Annotated in this window: 16 protein-coding genes and 1 pseudogene; 10 read left to right on the top strand and 7 right to left on the bottom strand. The window is 40.3% G+C overall.

All coding sequences use genetic code 11. The features are described 5' to 3' along the window. Positions 1 to 14: 14 nt before the first annotated feature. Positions 15 to 1,085 carry an SDR family oxidoreductase gene (locus AAGG74_RS13845; RefSeq protein ID WP_429675839.1) on the bottom strand — a complete coding sequence of 357 codons (1,071 nt, stop codon included), beginning with the start codon at positions 1,083 to 1,085 and terminating at the stop codon, positions 15 to 17. A 76-nt stretch (positions 1,086 to 1,161) separates the two neighbouring features. On the opposite strand from AAGG74_RS13845, the pseudogene AAGG74_RS13840 reads away from it, so the two are divergent. Continuing rightward, a pseudogene (locus tag AAGG74_RS13840) lies at positions 1,162 to 1,334 on the top strand (DUF418 domain-containing protein); the annotation flags it as partial. 29 nt (positions 1,335 to 1,363) lie between these two features. Here the strand turns inward: AAGG74_RS13840 and AAGG74_RS13835 are convergent. Continuing rightward, entirely contained in the window at positions 1,364 to 1,819 is a 456-nt protein-coding gene (locus tag AAGG74_RS13835) for an RDD family protein (RefSeq protein WP_429675838.1), read from the bottom strand. A gap of 253 nt (positions 1,820 to 2,072) precedes the next feature. On the opposite strand from AAGG74_RS13835, the gene AAGG74_RS13830 reads away from it, so the two are divergent. Both AAGG74_RS13830 and AAGG74_RS13825 read left to right on the top strand, forming a co-directional pair. Further along, positions 2,073 to 2,492, top strand: a complete 420-nt coding sequence (locus AAGG74_RS13830) for a DUF5391 family protein (protein WP_429675837.1) — start codon at positions 2,073 to 2,075, stop codon at positions 2,490 to 2,492. 105 nt (positions 2,493 to 2,597) lie between these two features. Beyond that, the gene (locus tag AAGG74_RS13825; RefSeq protein WP_429675836.1) at positions 2,598 to 3,830 is read left to right on the top strand and encodes an outer membrane protein assembly factor BamB family protein; all 1,233 of its coding nucleotides are present in this window, start codon (positions 2,598 to 2,600) and stop codon (positions 3,828 to 3,830) included. Positions 3,831 to 3,875: 45 nt separating this feature from the next. Here AAGG74_RS13825 and AAGG74_RS13820 read toward each other — a convergent pair whose 3' ends face one another. Beyond that, complete coding sequence (locus AAGG74_RS13820) at positions 3,876 to 4,343, bottom strand: RDD family protein (protein ID WP_429675835.1); 468 nt, start codon at positions 4,341 to 4,343, stop codon at positions 3,876 to 3,878. A gap of 205 nt (positions 4,344 to 4,548) precedes the next feature. Next, the gene (locus AAGG74_RS13815; protein ID WP_162103173.1) at positions 4,549 to 5,886 is read right to left on the bottom strand and encodes an aldehyde dehydrogenase family protein; all 1,338 of its coding nucleotides are present in this window, start codon (positions 5,884 to 5,886) and stop codon (positions 4,549 to 4,551) included. Positions 5,887 to 6,026: 140 nt separating this feature from the next. Between AAGG74_RS13815 and AAGG74_RS13810 the strand changes: the two genes are divergently transcribed. After that, positions 6,027 to 7,169 (top strand): TetR/AcrR family transcriptional regulator, encoded by a 1,143-nt coding sequence (locus tag AAGG74_RS13810; RefSeq protein WP_429675834.1) that lies wholly within the window; start codon positions 6,027 to 6,029, stop codon positions 7,167 to 7,169. 372 nt (positions 7,170 to 7,541) lie between these two features. On the opposite strand, the gene AAGG74_RS13805 is transcribed toward AAGG74_RS13810, so the two are convergent. Continuing rightward, on the bottom strand, positions 7,542 to 9,011 hold the full coding sequence (locus tag AAGG74_RS13805) for a beta-barrel domain-containing protein (protein WP_162103171.1): 1,470 nt from the start codon (positions 9,009 to 9,011) through the stop codon (positions 7,542 to 7,544). Further along, positions 9,012 to 11,195 carry a peptidase domain-containing ABC transporter gene (locus AAGG74_RS13800; RefSeq protein WP_429675833.1) on the bottom strand — a complete coding sequence of 728 codons (2,184 nt, stop codon included), beginning with the start codon at positions 11,193 to 11,195 and terminating at the stop codon, positions 9,012 to 9,014. A gap of 411 nt (positions 11,196 to 11,606) precedes the next feature. Here AAGG74_RS13800 and AAGG74_RS13795 point away from each other — a divergent pair, with 411 nt between their 5' ends. From AAGG74_RS13795 to AAGG74_RS13780, 4 genes are all read left to right on the top strand, one after another. Then, positions 11,607 to 11,825, top strand: coding sequence for a helix-turn-helix transcriptional regulator (locus AAGG74_RS13795; RefSeq protein ID WP_225493141.1), 219 nt, complete (start codon positions 11,607 to 11,609; stop codon positions 11,823 to 11,825). Further along, complete coding sequence (locus AAGG74_RS13790) at positions 11,815 to 12,240, top strand: DUF6773 family protein (protein WP_225493142.1); 426 nt, start codon at positions 11,815 to 11,817, stop codon at positions 12,238 to 12,240. The genes AAGG74_RS13795 and AAGG74_RS13790 overlap by 11 nt, the downstream gene beginning before the upstream one ends. 184 nt (positions 12,241 to 12,424) lie before the next feature. Beyond that, complete coding sequence (locus AAGG74_RS13785; protein ID WP_225493143.1) at positions 12,425 to 12,655, top strand: Blp family class II bacteriocin; 231 nt, start codon at positions 12,425 to 12,427, stop codon at positions 12,653 to 12,655. A 16-nt stretch (positions 12,656 to 12,671) separates the two neighbouring features. Beyond that, positions 12,672 to 12,896, top strand: coding sequence for a bacteriocin, lactococcin A1 family protein (locus AAGG74_RS13780; protein WP_225493144.1), 225 nt, complete (start codon positions 12,672 to 12,674; stop codon positions 12,894 to 12,896). Positions 12,897 to 13,045: 149 nt separating this feature from the next. On the opposite strand, the gene AAGG74_RS13775 is transcribed toward AAGG74_RS13780, so the two are convergent. Continuing rightward, the gene (locus AAGG74_RS13775; protein WP_225493145.1) at positions 13,046 to 13,867 is read right to left on the bottom strand and encodes an SDR family oxidoreductase; all 822 of its coding nucleotides are present in this window, start codon (positions 13,865 to 13,867) and stop codon (positions 13,046 to 13,048) included. A gap of 129 nt (positions 13,868 to 13,996) precedes the next feature. Here AAGG74_RS13775 and AAGG74_RS13770 point away from each other — a divergent pair, with 129 nt between their 5' ends. Both AAGG74_RS13770 and htpG read left to right on the top strand, forming a co-directional pair. Continuing rightward, positions 13,997 to 14,245 carry a hypothetical protein gene (locus AAGG74_RS13770; RefSeq protein WP_429675832.1) on the top strand — a complete coding sequence of 83 codons (249 nt, stop codon included), beginning with the start codon at positions 13,997 to 13,999 and terminating at the stop codon, positions 14,243 to 14,245. A 149-nt stretch (positions 14,246 to 14,394) separates the two neighbouring features. Further along, positions 14,395 to 16,275, top strand: coding sequence for a molecular chaperone HtpG (gene htpG / locus AAGG74_RS13765; protein WP_429675831.1), 1,881 nt, complete (start codon positions 14,395 to 14,397; stop codon positions 16,273 to 16,275). Positions 16,276 to 16,284: the final 9 nt, after the last annotated feature.

Below are 16,284 nucleotides of genomic sequence, written 5' to 3'. Positions count from 1 at the left end.
TGGGTTTTTAGCGATTATCTGCTTCGTTTGACGGCAGCCAAAGCTACCAGTCCGGCGACAACAGCCGCGGATACGATCGGGCGCTTTGTAGCTTTCATGTAATGGCTTTTTGCCCGCAGCCATCCTTTATTTGTGCCCCTGTCATGCAAGCCGTAGCCCGCTTCATAAAGCGCGCTTTCTTCCTGGGCTTTGGATGGTCTTTTGGCATGCTGGCTGCGGTACATGATTTTTTCCATCAATCTGTCGGTCAGTCGGGGGAAAAGTGCGCCCAGCATGGCGATCGCTTTTGACTGCGAGCCGATGTACATGTCGCGTTTCGGATGTTCGGCAGCAAACAGGATGGCTTCGGAAACCGCTTCCGGCGGATAAATCATGGAGCGGTTATGAGCTGGCTGTTTGTCGAGATAGCTGTGCGCATGCTCGTTATAAGGCGTATCAATTCTCCCCGGATGGATGAGCGTAACCGAGACGGGTGCCTGTTCTTTTTCAAGCTCCATCCGGATGCTTTCTGTCCAGCCGTGAAGCGCAAATTTGGCTGAGGCGTATGTGGATTGAATGACAGTTCCCCTATCTCCGAACAGGCTTCCTACATTAATGAGTGCGCCCGGTTCCCCTCTGCCTGTATAGTGTTTAACGGCTGCTCTTGTCCCGTATACAGGTCCCCAGAAGTTTGTGTTGAACATGCGCTTCATGTCTTCCACGGTGACGTCCATAGCGTGTCCGAAAATCGAGACGCCTGCATTGTTGACCCATGTGTCAAAGCGGCCGAATGTTCTAATCGCGGTTTCTGCAATGCGGTTGACATCCTCTTCTTTTCCGACATCTGCTTTCACCCATACGGCATCATGCCCTTTTTCCTTTAGATCATCAGTAAGCTCCTTCAGCGCGTCTTCATTTCGCGCAGCTGCCACAACCTTTGCGCCTTTTTCAGCCGCCATTCTCGCGGTGACAAGTCCGATTCCGCTTGAAGCGCCGGTGATGACGATCACTTGATCTTTGAGTTTTTTCAGCTTGAGTCTCGTGTTCATGCCCGGGTTCTGCTGTTCTAGCTGTTCTGTATGTGTGACTGCATCATCGTTTGCCATGAAGAATCCCTCCTGAACGCTGTTTTTGTACCTTTACCCCATTCAGAAGGATCTTAGCCTTTTTGACATTGATTAGTGGATTTTCTATCATTATGGCTTGGGATTGTAGGAGAAAGTGTACCCTGCTGCCGGTGTGCCGATTGCTATTTGTGCCTTCAAATGTCACTTAGAATGGGGCCGCTTGAGTGGCTGTGGAGAAGCGCTACATATCTGTCGTGGCAGCCTATTGTAAAGAAAACAAAAGTCTAGACGGCTATGGGCGTCTAGACTTTTTTCTATTATTTATACACAACACGTGTTTTGCAAATGATGTCATGCAGGCCTTTTTTCTCTCCAAAAGCGATCATGATAAAGCCAATATAAAAGATGATTCCAGATAAGATGTATGCAAAGTAACGGCCGATTGCCTGTCCGACTGAAACCCGTCCGCCTTGTTCATTGACCACTTTTAGGCCAAGAATTTTCTTGCCGAGTGTGCCCTGCATTTTAGAAGCTGTGAGCAGACCATAATATAATACACTGATGACGAGCGTGATCAGCATGGTAGGCAAGAATGCATGCGTCATGTATTTCACGAAATACTCATCTTGCGTCATGTAAGGGTTTGCTGCCTTAGACCCAGCTACGAACATAGTATTGATAATAAATAGAATAATATAATTAGGAACAGATACAATAATGCCATCAATAAAATAAGCTAAAAAACGAATCCAAAATCCTGCTGGTTTTTCCATGTATTTTTCTCTCTCCTTTGAATTAATCTGGAATAGTATACTTTGAAAAAAAAGTATGTGCAATATGATACGGTGATAAAATCCTGATATTCCTGAAAATGAGTCTTTTATCCTTTTTTATACTATATAAAAATACTAGTAATAACCATATTGTTTGCAAATATATTTTTGAATTTTGTGAAAATATAATGAACTTCCCAGTCGGCTTCCTTATAATAAAAAGGTTGATATTTCTATTTGAAGGAGGAGTTTGATGTCTAGAAAAAACAGCGTGGCGATTATGACAATCATTTCCGCGTTTCTATTTTGCGGCATGATCGCCGCGGCTTCACTTTCGCCGCTGGCCGGATCGGGAGGGGCGGCCAATCAGTTTAATTCAGCCGGCATGTGGTCAGCTATCGGTATGATTCTTGTATTATATTTTATTCCTTTTATCATTTATATGCTTGGAGTAGAAGCGATGAGGTATGTCATGGCTGTACTTTGCGGTTTTGGGCTGCTGATTCACCTGTCTACGGCCGGGTTTATCTTAATGTTTAGTTTCTTTAGTGACCATCTGCTTTCTGAGGTGATCTTCGTGATTGGTGTTAGTCTTGCTGCGGCTGCTGTTAATGTCATTTGGTTTGTGGCTGCGTTTCGTTCAGGTGCCGAAAAAACGTCCGCGAACAGCTGACATAGTTTTCTAGTTTGTGATGTTTTCGTGAAATAGAATTATAAAATGGATGAATATGCTATGATGGTCACATATTAGGAAATACATAAAATGGGGGTTTTAATTATGGTTAAGTCATTTCGTATGAAAGCTTTGATTGCGGGAGCTGCGGTGGCGGCTGCTGTTTCAGCCGGTGCTGTTTCTGATCTTCCCGCTGCCAAGGTGCTTCAGCCGACAGCTGCTTATGCGGCGGAAACGGTGTTTTCTCAAAATAATGGAGCATCCGGCTTTTTAAAGGGAAGGTATGATGTACAAGCGATGGCGCCTGCCATGTTTAACTGGTCACGGGAGAGCCGATTCGCGGGTCATACAGACGGGACGCTGAAATGGCAAAATAATATCAGAACGACTCCGCAAAATGGGGCGGGGGCTGTAGTTGATGGGGATGGTACGGTGTATCTTCATTCCAGAGACGGAGAACTGAAAGCTTTTCATCCTGACGGCTCAGTCAAATGGGAGACAGGAAACCTTGGAAAAACGTTCACGCAATCTCCTGTACTTGGAACCAACGGTGTTATCTATCTGGCATCCTATGATAAAAAGATTTACTTTATCGACAAGGAAACGGGCGAGATTTTAACCACGGTTCCGTTAAGCGGAGGGCCAAGCTCTGAAACAGTGATCGGTTCAGACGGCACATTGTATTTCTCAACACTTGATAATTATATTCATGCGATCAAACCTACGTCTAAATCAACCTGGACAGAGCGCTGGAAATTCAAAACGAATGGCGTTGTCAGCTCTGCTCCGGTGCTTGCCTCAAACGGCACCGTGTATGTCGGCACATACAATAACGTATTTTATGCGCTCAACTCCGGAACCGGGCAAGTGAAATGGTCCAGAACGACATCAAATGCGTTTAAAGGATATCCGGTGATTGATAAGGATGGAAGCATTTATGCCGGAAACCAAGACGGACAGCTGTATGCGTATACGTCAACAGGCAGCTTAAAATGGACATTCCCGCTCAACGGGTTCTCCAGTTCATCGCCTGCGATCGACCATAACGGCAACATCTATATTGGCTCAGGAAGCGGCGAGCTGTTTTCCATCAGCAAAAACGGGGAAATGAACTGGTCATTCTACACAGAAGGACCTGTCAGAACGGCGCCGCTGATTGATGCGAACGGAACGGTTTATTTCGGATCTGATGATATGAAGGTTTATGCGGCGGACGCAAATGGCAATGAGCTATGGAGCTATCAAACCGACAGCAATGTCGTGTCATCTCCTCAGCTTGCTGAAGACGGAACACTTTATATTGGAAGCTATACGAAGCTGATGGCTTTTGGTAAATAATAAAAAGGCTGGCGAGGTGATCTCGACAGCCTTTTTATTGGAAAATTAATCAAAATGTTTATCTTTATAAACCACTTTTGTCCCGCAAATATAATCGTGTAATGCCAGTTTTGAGGGGAAAGCCGCCATGATAAAACCGATATACAAAATTCCTGATGGTATGTAAGCGAAGTAACGGCCGAAGCTGTGCCAAAATGAAATTCGTTCGCCATACTGATTGACAACAATAATGCCCATGAGTTTTTTGCCCAGTGTTGCTTGCATTTTTGAAGAAGTCAGCAAGCTATAATAAAGAATGCCGAAGATATATATGATGGCGATAACAGGGATTGTCCCGAATATCAGCATAAAAAATTTATATTGATCTTCTGTCATATTGGAGCTTCCTGCATCAATGAGAGGCAGGATAATAAAGGTGTTAATTTGAAGCATAATAAAAGCAAAAAAATAGATAATCAAATCATCAATAATAGAGGCAACTGCCCGAATCCAAAATCCAGCTGGTTTTTCCATGTATAAAATTCTCTCCTTTGAAGTTTCCTGGAATATTATACGTTAGCGACTGTACAGTTTCAATGAAATCCACTAGAGGAATTTGGTCTTGTAGCAAAAACAGTATTTTGTTTCTATTTATTTCTTTAATTCCCCTTTTTATCTTTAGGTTGATAGGATGATAAAAAAGAGAACCTGCAAGATCATGCAGATTCTCTTCACATAGTTATTTAACAGCTTGAATCAATACGCCTTTCTCATGAGAAAACTCTTTAAATCCGTATACGCCATGATAGGAGCCGATTCCGCTTGTGTTGACACCGCCGAATGGCAGATTGACGTCACTGAAATGAGCAACAACATCATTGATGGCTGCGTTGCCTGAAGTCGTGTGCTGAAGGACGTTGTCGATCAAGTCTTGGTTGTGGCTGAATACATAAAGCGCAAGCGGTTTATCACGATCGTTTACGTAATCGATGACCTGGTCGATGTCTTCATAGTTCATCATCGGCAGGATCGGTGCAAAGATTTCCTCCTGCATGATTTTCATGTCAGGTGTGACGTTTTTCAAAACGGTTGGCGAAATCGTGCGGTCGCTGGCATCAAATACGCCTCCGAAAACGACTTCCGCCCCTTTTTCAATAGCGTCATCATACAGGTCTTTGACACGGTTAAAGTTGCGGTCATTGACGATCTGCGTAAATTTACTGCGGTCTGGGTTAAGGTCATCTTCCATGAACCCTGCGTTGACGATTGTTTGTAAAATGCCCGCAAACTTATCTTGCACGTCTTTTTTTATGAATAGATAATCAGGTGCGATGCAGGTTTGGCCGGCGTTTACGAATTTGCCGACCGCGATCTTTTTCGCTGCGTCCATGAGATCGTATTCGCTGTCAATGATCGTTGGGCTCTTGCCGCCAAGCTCAAGTGTGACCGATGCCAAGTGTTTGGCAGCTGCTGTCATGACGATTTTTCCGACATTTGTGCTTCCAGTGAAGAAAATGTGGTCGAACGGCTGATCCAAGAGCTCGGTTGCCACTTCAACCTCTCCTTCAAAAATCGCGACTTCTTTTTCATCAAAAGCATCTTGAATGACTTTTACGGCAATGTTGCTTGTGTGCATCGTAAAATCAGAAAGCTTCACAATCGCGCTGTTTCCGGCTGCGAGAGACGCGGCAAGCGGCGCCATCGTCAGCATAAACGGATAGTTCCAAGGGCCGAGGATGAGTGTTACACCTTTTGGCTCGTACATGAGAATTCCGTTTGCGTCAGGGCTTAACGAAGATCCGACTTCTTTGGGCGCCATCCATTGTTTCAGGTTGTTCATATTATCTCTGATCGCTTTTTTTGTTCCTTCGATTTCCGCTTTTTTGACCTCGTGATAGGGCTTGCGGACGTCTTTTCGGATCGCTTCGATGATTTCTTCTTCATGGGCGATGACGGAATCTAAAAAGCGTTGAAGTTTTTCTATGCGCTGTTCTGCTGTTGAAGCACGCAATGCTTTCTGCTGTTTTTTCTGAAGCTGAAAGACACGCTGAATGTCGTTTTTTACTTGCTGTTCCATTGTAAATCCCCCTCATTTGCTTTCTTCTTTTCTCAGACCTATTATAAAGTGGTACCTTTTTTATAAGAAAGACAACGGTGAACCATCTATACGTTACCGTACATATATTGAACATTTGTCTAAGATTGGAGGTGTCTTTTATGCCGGAATCGGCTGAAGCTCATGTGAAAGAGGCACTGCTGGCCTTATTGGAAGAAAGGGATATTCAACATATCACAATGAAGGAAATTGCTGAAAAGGCGAAAGTGAGCCGCGGGACGCTCTATCTTTATTATGAAGACAAGCTTTCCATCATTGAGGATGTGATTGAAGACATGAAGGAGGGGCTGGGCGAAGCGCTCTATGACGCCTTTAAGCATATGGATACCTTCCATTTAAATCAAAAACGGCAAACGGTGCATCCGACTCTGTCCTTTGTTCATGAGCATCGATCCTTCTTTGGCACGATGATGAATAGAGATAATGCCCATCGTTTTTTTAAGGATGTGTTTCAGCAGGATGTGTTGCTGGCACCGATGAATGTGAATTTGACGCCGATCGAACGGGATATTTACGGGCATTACCGGGCTTTGTACACGTACGCGATTATCCTGTATTGGCTGAATGAAGATGCGGACGCGTCTCCGGAGGCCATCAGCCAAAAGGTATGGGAGCTTGTTTCTCAAAAGCGGTTTTATTGGCTGTTTGGACAGGCTGTGTCAGGAGAGCGGTGGAAGGACAGGCAAATCGACAGGCGTGTGATTCGAACGAGAGAGGCGCTTCAGAAGGCTTTGCTGGACGTATTGGCGGAGAAAAAAGATTATGCGGGCATTACAATTTCTGATATTACCCGCAAAAGCAATATCCGCCGCGCAACCTTTTATGATCACTATGCCAGCAAAGAGGAATTGCTGCAAACCATGATTCAGCAATCGTGTGAGGAGATCATTGGTCACTTGACGATTGCCTCCAGTCCGAATGAGCTTTCTTTGGACGAAGCGGAGGAGGCACTCGCCAGCCTGCTTTCTGCTTTAGACCATATGCCTATTGTCCATTTGCTCAATCGGGATTGGGGGGTTCCTCATGTCGTGCCTGAAATGCTCAAAACACTGGAATCGTTTTATCTGCACCAGCAGACTGACATGCCTGCGGAGAAAAAGCTTTATGCCTATTATGTATCCGCGATGATAATCGGGCTGATTTTGTATCGGCTGGATGAAGGAAAGGCGCATGCGCCGGAAGTGCTGGCGAGGGAGTTTTTGCAGTTTTTGGATGTGAAGAAGTATAAGGTTGTGTTGCTGTAAACGAAAGCAGCCAGCGGTACTTCAATTTGTTTTGAAGTGGATATACATATGCCCGGATACTCAGTCCGGGCTCTGTGTCGTTGCGTCACTTGGTCTGTTGAGTTTCTTTCTTTTCTTTCAAAGTGAGCTTTAAAAATAGAAGGGCTATAAGAATGAGAGCAATGTTCACCGACCAAGCTTTCCAGCTTGAAGTAGGGGCTAAAATCGTATTGAAGAGCAAGTGAATGATAGAAGAAATTGAAAAAATGAAAAATAGCAGTTTGTTTTGATGCATGATTCTATACAACCTATACCTTCCTTATAAAAAATAAATGCCTCAAAGCAGATTCTCTCCGCTTTTGAGACATATGTGGACATTTTCTTGAATGGAAACTAATTCAGATGTAATATTTCTAAAAAATAATCAATATATCTTTTCGAATCTACGATAATTGATACATTAGTCTGCATTCCATTTTTTAAGTATATTTTTTTTCCATTATCTTTAACAATTTCTTTGTTTTCTAAAGTACTTTCAGCAATATAAAACTTTTGTCCGTTTTGATCACTGATACTGTCTGGACTTATTTTTGTAATGACACCTTTAACGGTTTGATTTGTATTTTCAATATGGAATTTTACTTCATCTTTTTCATTTATATTTGTGATCTCATGACTCGGAATATAAATGTTAGCTGTAAGCTTCTCTTTATCAGGGATAATAGTCAAAATGGCGGTGCCTGCTTGTAAATTGTCACCTGGAGATATATTTGCTAATACATTAACATAGCCGTCACTTGTTGCTTTTATTTTATATTTTTCTAATTGTAAATCTATCATCTTTAGATCATCTTCTTTGGATGTAAGAGTGGTCTGAAGATCTGTTTGCTTTTGAGATGTTTGATTTAGCAAGTTTGATTTAAGCTGTTCAATTGAAAGCTTATAATTTGTTTCCTCTGAGTTATCGGAATCACTGTCAGAATCGTCACTTTTCATTGAACTGTTAATCTCATCAAGTGATTGATTTAATTCATCTTTTTCTTCACTTAGTTTTACTAGCATATCTTGTTTTAAACTTTCAAGCTGTCCGTTTAGGTTCTCTTTCTGCTGTGAGAAACTGTTTTTATCGAGCTCATCTTTCATCTTCTGTAGATCATCAAGCTGCTGCTCTGCATTTTGTTTGTTAGTTTGATAACTATTATAGTAAGAACTGTACTTATCATCCTGTTTGGCAAAGGATTTATTGTTTTTAATGGAGTCTTGCAGATCAGAAATTCTTTGAAGCTTTCGTTTCACTTTGTTTTTTGTCTTATCCAGATTATTTTTTACATTTTTTTTCTGCTTCTTAAGTTTATTCTGTTGAGTTTTTGCATTTTCTTCTGATGACTCTAACAAATCACTTTGTTTTTTGTAAGAGAGATATTGATTTTGATAACCCCAGTGATCATCCTCGCTGAATAAGTTTTTGTTCTTCTCAATACTCTTTTTAAGAGTTTGGTTTAACTCAACTTGTTCTTTTAAATCTTTGATAGCAGCTTTAGCGATTTTTTTCTGTGCTTGGATTTCAGCACTATCTAGAGTAAGCAGAGTATCTCCTTTTTTCACCTTATCAGCTTGTTTAAAAGCAACTGTTTTTACTTTGCCGGCTACTTCATTTGTTACGTTGCTGTTAGGCTTGGTATATTGGATGTCAGCTGTTGTTTTTAGAATCATTTCTTTCTTTCCATAGAAACTAAAAACAATACATGCAATAAGTAAAGCTATCAGTATATATGTAAAGAAAACACCAATTGGTTTGGGTTTTGATTCGTAGAATTCTCTGCTATCCTTCAAATCATGTAAATTGAAAAAGTTACGTTTCATCTAAATTGTCACCATCTCTTTCGATGGCATTTGGTTCTCCCACAACTCATAGTACTTCCCTTTTTTCTTCAATAAATCATTGTGGTTCCCATACTCTATGATTTCTCCATTTTTCATGACAAATATTTTGTCGCAATTCATAATTGTACTCAAACGATGAGCAATTATAATTGTAGTTACATCATCAGTCTGATCGTATATCATGTTTGATATTCCCTGCTCAGTAGTCGTATCGAGATTGCTTGTTGATTCATCCATTATGAGAATGTTAGGTTTTCTTAATAATGCTCTGGCAATTGCGAGCCTTTGCTTCTGGCCTCCAGATAAATTTGACCCGTTTTCCTCTACGAGAGTATCGTATCTCATTGGTAAATCATTGATAAAACTGTGTACATTCGTTTGTTTGCATACTTCTATAATCTCTTCAAAGGTAAAACTTCTTGAGTTCCCAAGCAAAAGGTTTTCAAGAATTGATCCTTGAATAAAGTGAGACTCTTGAGGGATATAACTTATACTTTCTCTTAAGGCGTTGGTATGGATATCATTTATATGAAATCCATTGATTAAAACCTCACCTGATTCAGCTGCATAAAATTTCATTAAAAGCTTAGTCAAAGTAGACTTGCCTGAACCGCTCTCTCCAACAAAGGCAACCTTTTCTCCTTTTTGAATATGCAGTGTAATATCTTTTAAGATGAGCTTTCGAGTTCCGTATCGAAAATTAATTTTATTAAAAGAAAGCGGACCTGTAATTGACGACGTCGATGTTATTTGTACCTCTTTCTCTTTTAATTCAGGTTCTAGCTTTAGAATTTCTCCGAGCCTTTTGGACGCAACAGAAGCTGATTGAAGCTTAGATTGTAGGCCGATGATGTTTTGTAAAGGATTTAAGAAGTAGGTTAATAAGGCATTATATGTAATAAGCTGACCGATAGTAAGGGAGCCTTTTATGACCTGAGTTGATCCGATCCACAATATCAATGCACCGCTTGCTAAATCCAAAAACATTTTTATGGAACTCTGAAGATTATCAATAACTCCATGTTTAAAAGCTGATCGTAAGTATTTTACAAACCTTTTTTCTGTTTCAAATGACATCATATATTCTGCATTATATGCTTTAACAGTTTCGATGCCGTTAAGCGTCTCAACAATCTTTGAAGTCAGCTGAGCATTGTTTTCCATTTCTCTGTTATTTATATTTTCGTAGGGTTTTATAAAAATCCAAACCGTCAAAATATAAAAAGGTATGAAAGCCAATGTGATGAGAAATAAAGTAGTATTCTGCAGATATAAGAAAATACCAACCATAATAAGCATAATGGTATCGAGTATGACCGAAAGTGATGCACTGACAACCGCATCGATCACTTTATTAGCATCAGTAAATCGGGATATAATTTCGCCAACTTTTCGATTGCTGAAAAATTTCATTGGCAAAGTAAGCACATGTTGAAAGTATCCAAACATAATGGAGATACTTAATTTTTGACCTAGGAGAATCATTAGGTATTGCCTAAAACCTATTAAGAAAACCTTAAATAAATACATAATCAAAAGACCGATTGAAAGAATATGTAATGTGTTACTTAATCCATTAGGCAGTATTTGATCGATGATCGTCTGAAAGTAAAAAGTACCGAGGATCCCGAAGATGGTAATAATAAAGGATGCTAAAACTGTATGTATAATCAACGATTTTTGCTGAAGAATCAACCTGAAGATATCGGCACTTATATTACTTGTCTCGGTCTGTTTTTTATAAGTCTCAGTAGGTGCTAAAAGTATTAAGATGCCTGTCCAAATCTTAAAAAAATCATCTTTTTGATATGTAACGAGCCCTTTTCCAGGATCCGCAATGATAATCTTATCTTTACTAATTTTATGTATAACAACGTAATGCAATAATTGTTGATCTATAATAATATGTGCAATTGCTGGAAGAGTAATGGGCTGATCAAAAGCTGTATGCTCTGCACGTACAGCTTTTGCTGTAAACCCCAACTGTTCGGCGGCTTTTACCATTCCAAGAGCACTAGTACCTTGTGTATCAGTTCCAGCAATGTCACGTATATAAGCTAGAGAGAGCTTTGAGCCATAGTGTTTTGCAATTGTTGATAGGCAGGCTGCTCCACAATCTTTTTGATCAAGTTGTCGTACACAATGATATCTATTAAAAAACATATACTACTCTCCATAATGAAGGTCATTTTTTTAGAATATATATAATATAAAGAATAGACATCATTTTATTACATTTTCATGGTTTGTCAACCTTTTTAAGGTAAATATTTATTGTTATTTAGAGCTTTTGGCACGTTTATATAATATAAATGCGTAATTGATATAGATAAGATATAAAGCAAGATTAAATACACCTAAGTGAAAAAAATAAGAAAGAGATATACAAAATAAACCTCCTGCGATTATATAGCTATAGAACAACTTCATTTTACCAACTCCTATAAATGTTAAATACATTGTAAGATATAATAGACAAAATGTAAAATATATATGGATAAATGCAATATATAGTTTGCGTGGGTTTTTTATATATGATATGCTACAGATAAATAAACCAATGGAGACTTGCCAATGAATAATAATTTGAAGTTGGAAAGAATAAGAGTGAATTTAACACAGGAACAACTTGCCGAAAAAATTGGAGTGACAAGACAGACGATTGGATTAATTGAAAAAGGGAAGTATAATCCTTCTTTACAATTATGTTTGAAAATTTGTATAGAATTGAAAGTTACTCTGAATGATGTATTTTGGACGCATAACAGGGAGGAAGAAACTAATGAAGGATGAGAGAATAAGTCATATTGAAAATAAGATAGGTCATGAAAGCTTTCTTTTAGTAATTGCTCTGGTTTTTGTCTCTTTTATACTTTCGATTATGTTTGAAATGCCGAGCACGTTAATGACAATTATCATATTGTTTGTGGGAAGCGGATATTATGGATTAAGAGCTATGTCAAAAGGCATTTTAAGAGTGAATCTGAAAAAGAAGAAGAAAAGTTCGTACTTTCTTTTAATTATTTTTACTTTTATTCTGTATATGGCAACGTCGATATTATTTAGAATCGTTACATTCCCTTTTACAACTAAAGAATTCTTATTCCAAATTCTTATGTATATCTTATGGCTAATTCCTTTTAGTCTCATCATGTATACTACATATAAATTTTCAAACAGGCAGCAGAAAAAAGAATTAGAGAATTAATTAAGAGGGCTTAACCTAAATAACTAATTAGGTTAAGCCCTCTTTTACTGTAAATTGATCGATAAGTAATATATGATTTTATGGAAAAAACTATTGATTTAGGTTTTATTATGTAATATTATAATTCTCATGGTAAATTTATACTAGTTATTATTTACCTGAATAACTTTGAGGAGGAATATTGATGAACGCAAAAAGCATAAAAAACGTTGAACTTCAGGCATTGACTCTGGAAGAAGCTGAACAAATTGATGGAGGGAGTTATGCGAAATATCTTGGCAGTGCAGTAGTTACTGGTGCCGGCGCAGGTGTAGTCGGAGGTGTTCCAGGTGTTATTCTTGGTGCCCATGCAGGTGCAATTGCAGGGTCAGTTGGTTATTTAGGCGGGTCATTAATCGCCGGAAAATGGCTTTAAGGAGGGAATAGCATAAATGGAAAATAATAATCATCTTTCAGAATTGAACGTAAAAGAAATGGAACAAATTGATGGCGGAGGCTGGAGAAGTGCCCTTGGCGGAGCTTTTTCAGGTGCATTAGTCGGTGCTTCAACAGTAGGCGTCGGTGGAGCAGCTGTTGGCGGACCCGTTGGTGGTGCCGGCGGAGCAATTACTGGCGGCATAGTTGGCGGTATAGTTGGCGGAATCAACGGTTGGTAATAAAAATACATAAAAAACCATCTTGAACATTATATAACAAGACCGGCAAGAGTATATCTTTTCCCGGTCTTGTTATATTTGTATTTATATATATACATTATGTTTTGTAGCGTCTATTTATTATAAATTCTTTTAACTGACTATCTCAGTTACTTCGTCTCTTCCTTCCATTTCTCATCAATCAGCATCTTCCCAGGCCAAGTATATGCCATGATGCCGCCGTCTGCGGTGATGTCTTCGCCAGTGACGTATGAGCTGTCGTCTGAAGCGAGGAATAGCGCCACAGTCGCCATTTCTTTCGGTTGGCCGAGGCGTCCGAGCGGTGTGACCCACTTGTTGGCTTCGCGGAATTTCTCGCCCATTTCCTGTTCTTTGGTGCCCGCCAGTTTATCAATCAGCGGAGTTTCGATCGTACCTGGTGAAATGGAATTAACACGGATGCCGTCTCGTGCGTAGTCGATTGCCATCGCTTTTGTCAGGTTGGTGATTCCGCCTTTTGCCGCGTTGTAGCCGGAGCGGTCAAGGTCCGCGGCACGGCCTGACATAGAGGAGGTGTTGATGATAGAGCCCCCTTTTTCGAGCATGAGCGGAATCAGATATTTACTGCAAAGGAATGTTCCGCGCAGATCGACGGAGATAATGCGGTCAAACAAGTCAACTGGATATTCGTGAACTTTTCCGCCTTCCTGATCAACGCCGGCGTTATTAAACAGAATATCAATCGTTCCGCAAGCCTTCTTGAGTTGATCAGCAAATGCTTTCACGCTGTTTTCATCTGATACATCGAGATGAAAGGCGTCCGCCTGTCCTCCGTTTTGTCTGATTGCTTCAACTGTTTCTTTCATTTGGTCTTCATTGATGTCCCCGATCATCACACGCGCGCCTTCATTGGCAAAAACCTCTGCCGTCGCTTGTCCAATGCCTGTCGCGGCGCCTGTAATGACTGCGGTTTTGTTTGCTAGTCTTCCCATATATGATTCCTCCTTTTTTCTATAACTGTTCCCGATGAATAAGGGAGTAAACATAAAGGGATCCATTTCAAAATACCTAATAAATATGTTAATATTATCTAGGATATATGATTGGGAGGTTTGCATATTTTGAAGATACAGCATAAAAAGGAGATTGCGTTTTATTGTTATGCAATTATTCCTATGGGGTTTGTTATTTCTACCATTATCTCTATTTTATCTCACGACATCACGTTTCCTCTCACGGTAAGAAATATTTTGGATGAGTCTTTGAAAAACATCTGGTTCCTTATCTTATTTAGCCTGTTTTTCTACCCGACATACATATGGATGAAGCAAGTATTTGGCTGCTGGAAAGAAGAAGAGAATAGAGGATGATAAAATTCTCTATTCTTTTCTTAAACCCATTAGATTAAAATTCACATATATGCATATGGCATTCAATTGACAATTATCACTCTATATGATAAATAGATGCTGAAAAGAGTTTACCTAACACAACTATATCAAAAAAGGGGCGATCTAGAGTGGCGAAAAAAGAGTTTAAAGCAGAGTCCAAACGGCTGCTGGATATGATGATTAACTCCATTTATACGCAAAAAGAAATTTTCCTGCGTGAGTTAATCTCCAATTCGAGTGATGCGATTGACAAAATCTATTACAAAGCGCTGACGGACGATACGCTTACGTTTGATCAAGACAGTTACTATATAAAGGTTTCAGCCGACAAGAACGCGAGAACGCTCACCATCTCTGATACGGGGATCGGGATGACGAAGGATGAGCTTGAACAGCATCTTGGAACAATTGCAAAAAGCGGTTCTCTTGCGTTTAAAAAGGAAAACGAGCTGAAAGATGGACATGACATCATCGGCCAATTTGGTGTCGGTTTTTACGCGGCATTTATGGTTGCCGATGTCGTGACAGTCATCAGTAAGGCGCTCGGCAGCGAAGAGGCGTATAGATGGGAATCTGCGGGTGCAGACGGCTATTCAATTGAGCCGTGTGAAAAGGATGCTGTCGGTACAGATATTATCCTGAAAATCAAAGAAAATACAGAAGACGACAGCTATGACGAATTTTTAGAGGAGCATCGCTTAAAAGCCATCATCAAAAAGTACTCCGACTTCATTCGCTACCCGATCAAAATGGACACAGCCGTTAATAAGCCGAAGGAAGGCAGTGAGAATGAATTTGAAGAGGTACAGGAAGAACAGACAGTTAACAGCATGGTGCCGATCTGGAGAAAAAACAAAAGTGAGCTGACAGATGAGGACTATGAAAAGTTCTACGCTGAAAAGCATTACGGATTTGATAAACCGCTCACACACGTTCATATCAGTGTGGATGGAGCTGTTCGCTACAACGCGATTCTATTCGTCCCTGAAAACATGCCGTTTGACTATTATTCCAAGGAATATGAGAAAGGCTTAGAGCTGTACTCCAATGGCGTGCTGATCATGAACAAATGCGCTGATCTGCTTCCAGATCACTTCAGCTTCGTGAAAGGAATGGTCGATTCCGAGGATCTATCGCTGAATATTTCCCGAGAAATGCTCCAGCATGACCGCCAATTAAAGCTGATCGCGAAAAACATCAGCAAAAAAATCAAAAACGAGCTGCAAAACCTGCTGAAAAAAGACCGCGAGAAATACGAAACGTTCTATAACGCATTCGGCAGACAGCTGAAATTCGGCGTGTACAATGATTTTGGCGCGAATAAGGATCAATTGAAGGATCTCTTATTATTTTACTCTTCTACAGAGAAAAAATTGGTCAGCTTAGATGAGTACGTATCCAGAATGCCAGAAGTGCAGAAATACATTTATTATGCGACTGGTGATTCTTACGACCGCATTGAGAAACTGCCGCAAACGGAAATGGTGGCAGACAAAGGCTATGAAATTCTTTACTTTACCGAGGACATCGATGAGTTTGCGATTAAAATGCTGGCATCGTATCAGGAAAAAGAATTCAAATCCGTATCAAGCGGAGACCTTGGCATAGATACAGATGAGGATCAAAAACAGTCCGAGGAAGAGGAAAGCAAGTACAAGGATCTGTTTGAGGAAATGAAAAACATTCTGTCAGACAAAGTGAAAAACGTCAGAGTGTCAAAACGACTTAAATCTCATCCGGTCTGCCTTGCCGCTGACGGCGAAGTGACAATCGAGATGGAAAAAATCTTAAATGCGATGCCGGACAGCCAACATGTACAGGCAGAAAAAGTACTGGAAATCAATCCGAATCACGAGGTATTCAACACATTACAGGATGCATTTGAACAGGATAAAGAGAAGCTGAATTTGTACACAAATCTTCTGTACAATCAGGCACTCCTTATCGAAGGCCTGCCGATCCAGGACCCTGTGGAATTCACGAACAATATTTGCAAGGTGATGGTGTAATAAGAAAAA

The sequence above is a fragment of the Bacillus mexicanus genome, from assembly GCF_050445615.1.
Classification (GTDB): Bacteria; Bacillota; Bacilli; order Bacillales; family Bacillaceae; genus Bacillus; species Bacillus mexicanus.
This window is presented reverse-complemented; position numbering and strand designations above follow the sequence as displayed.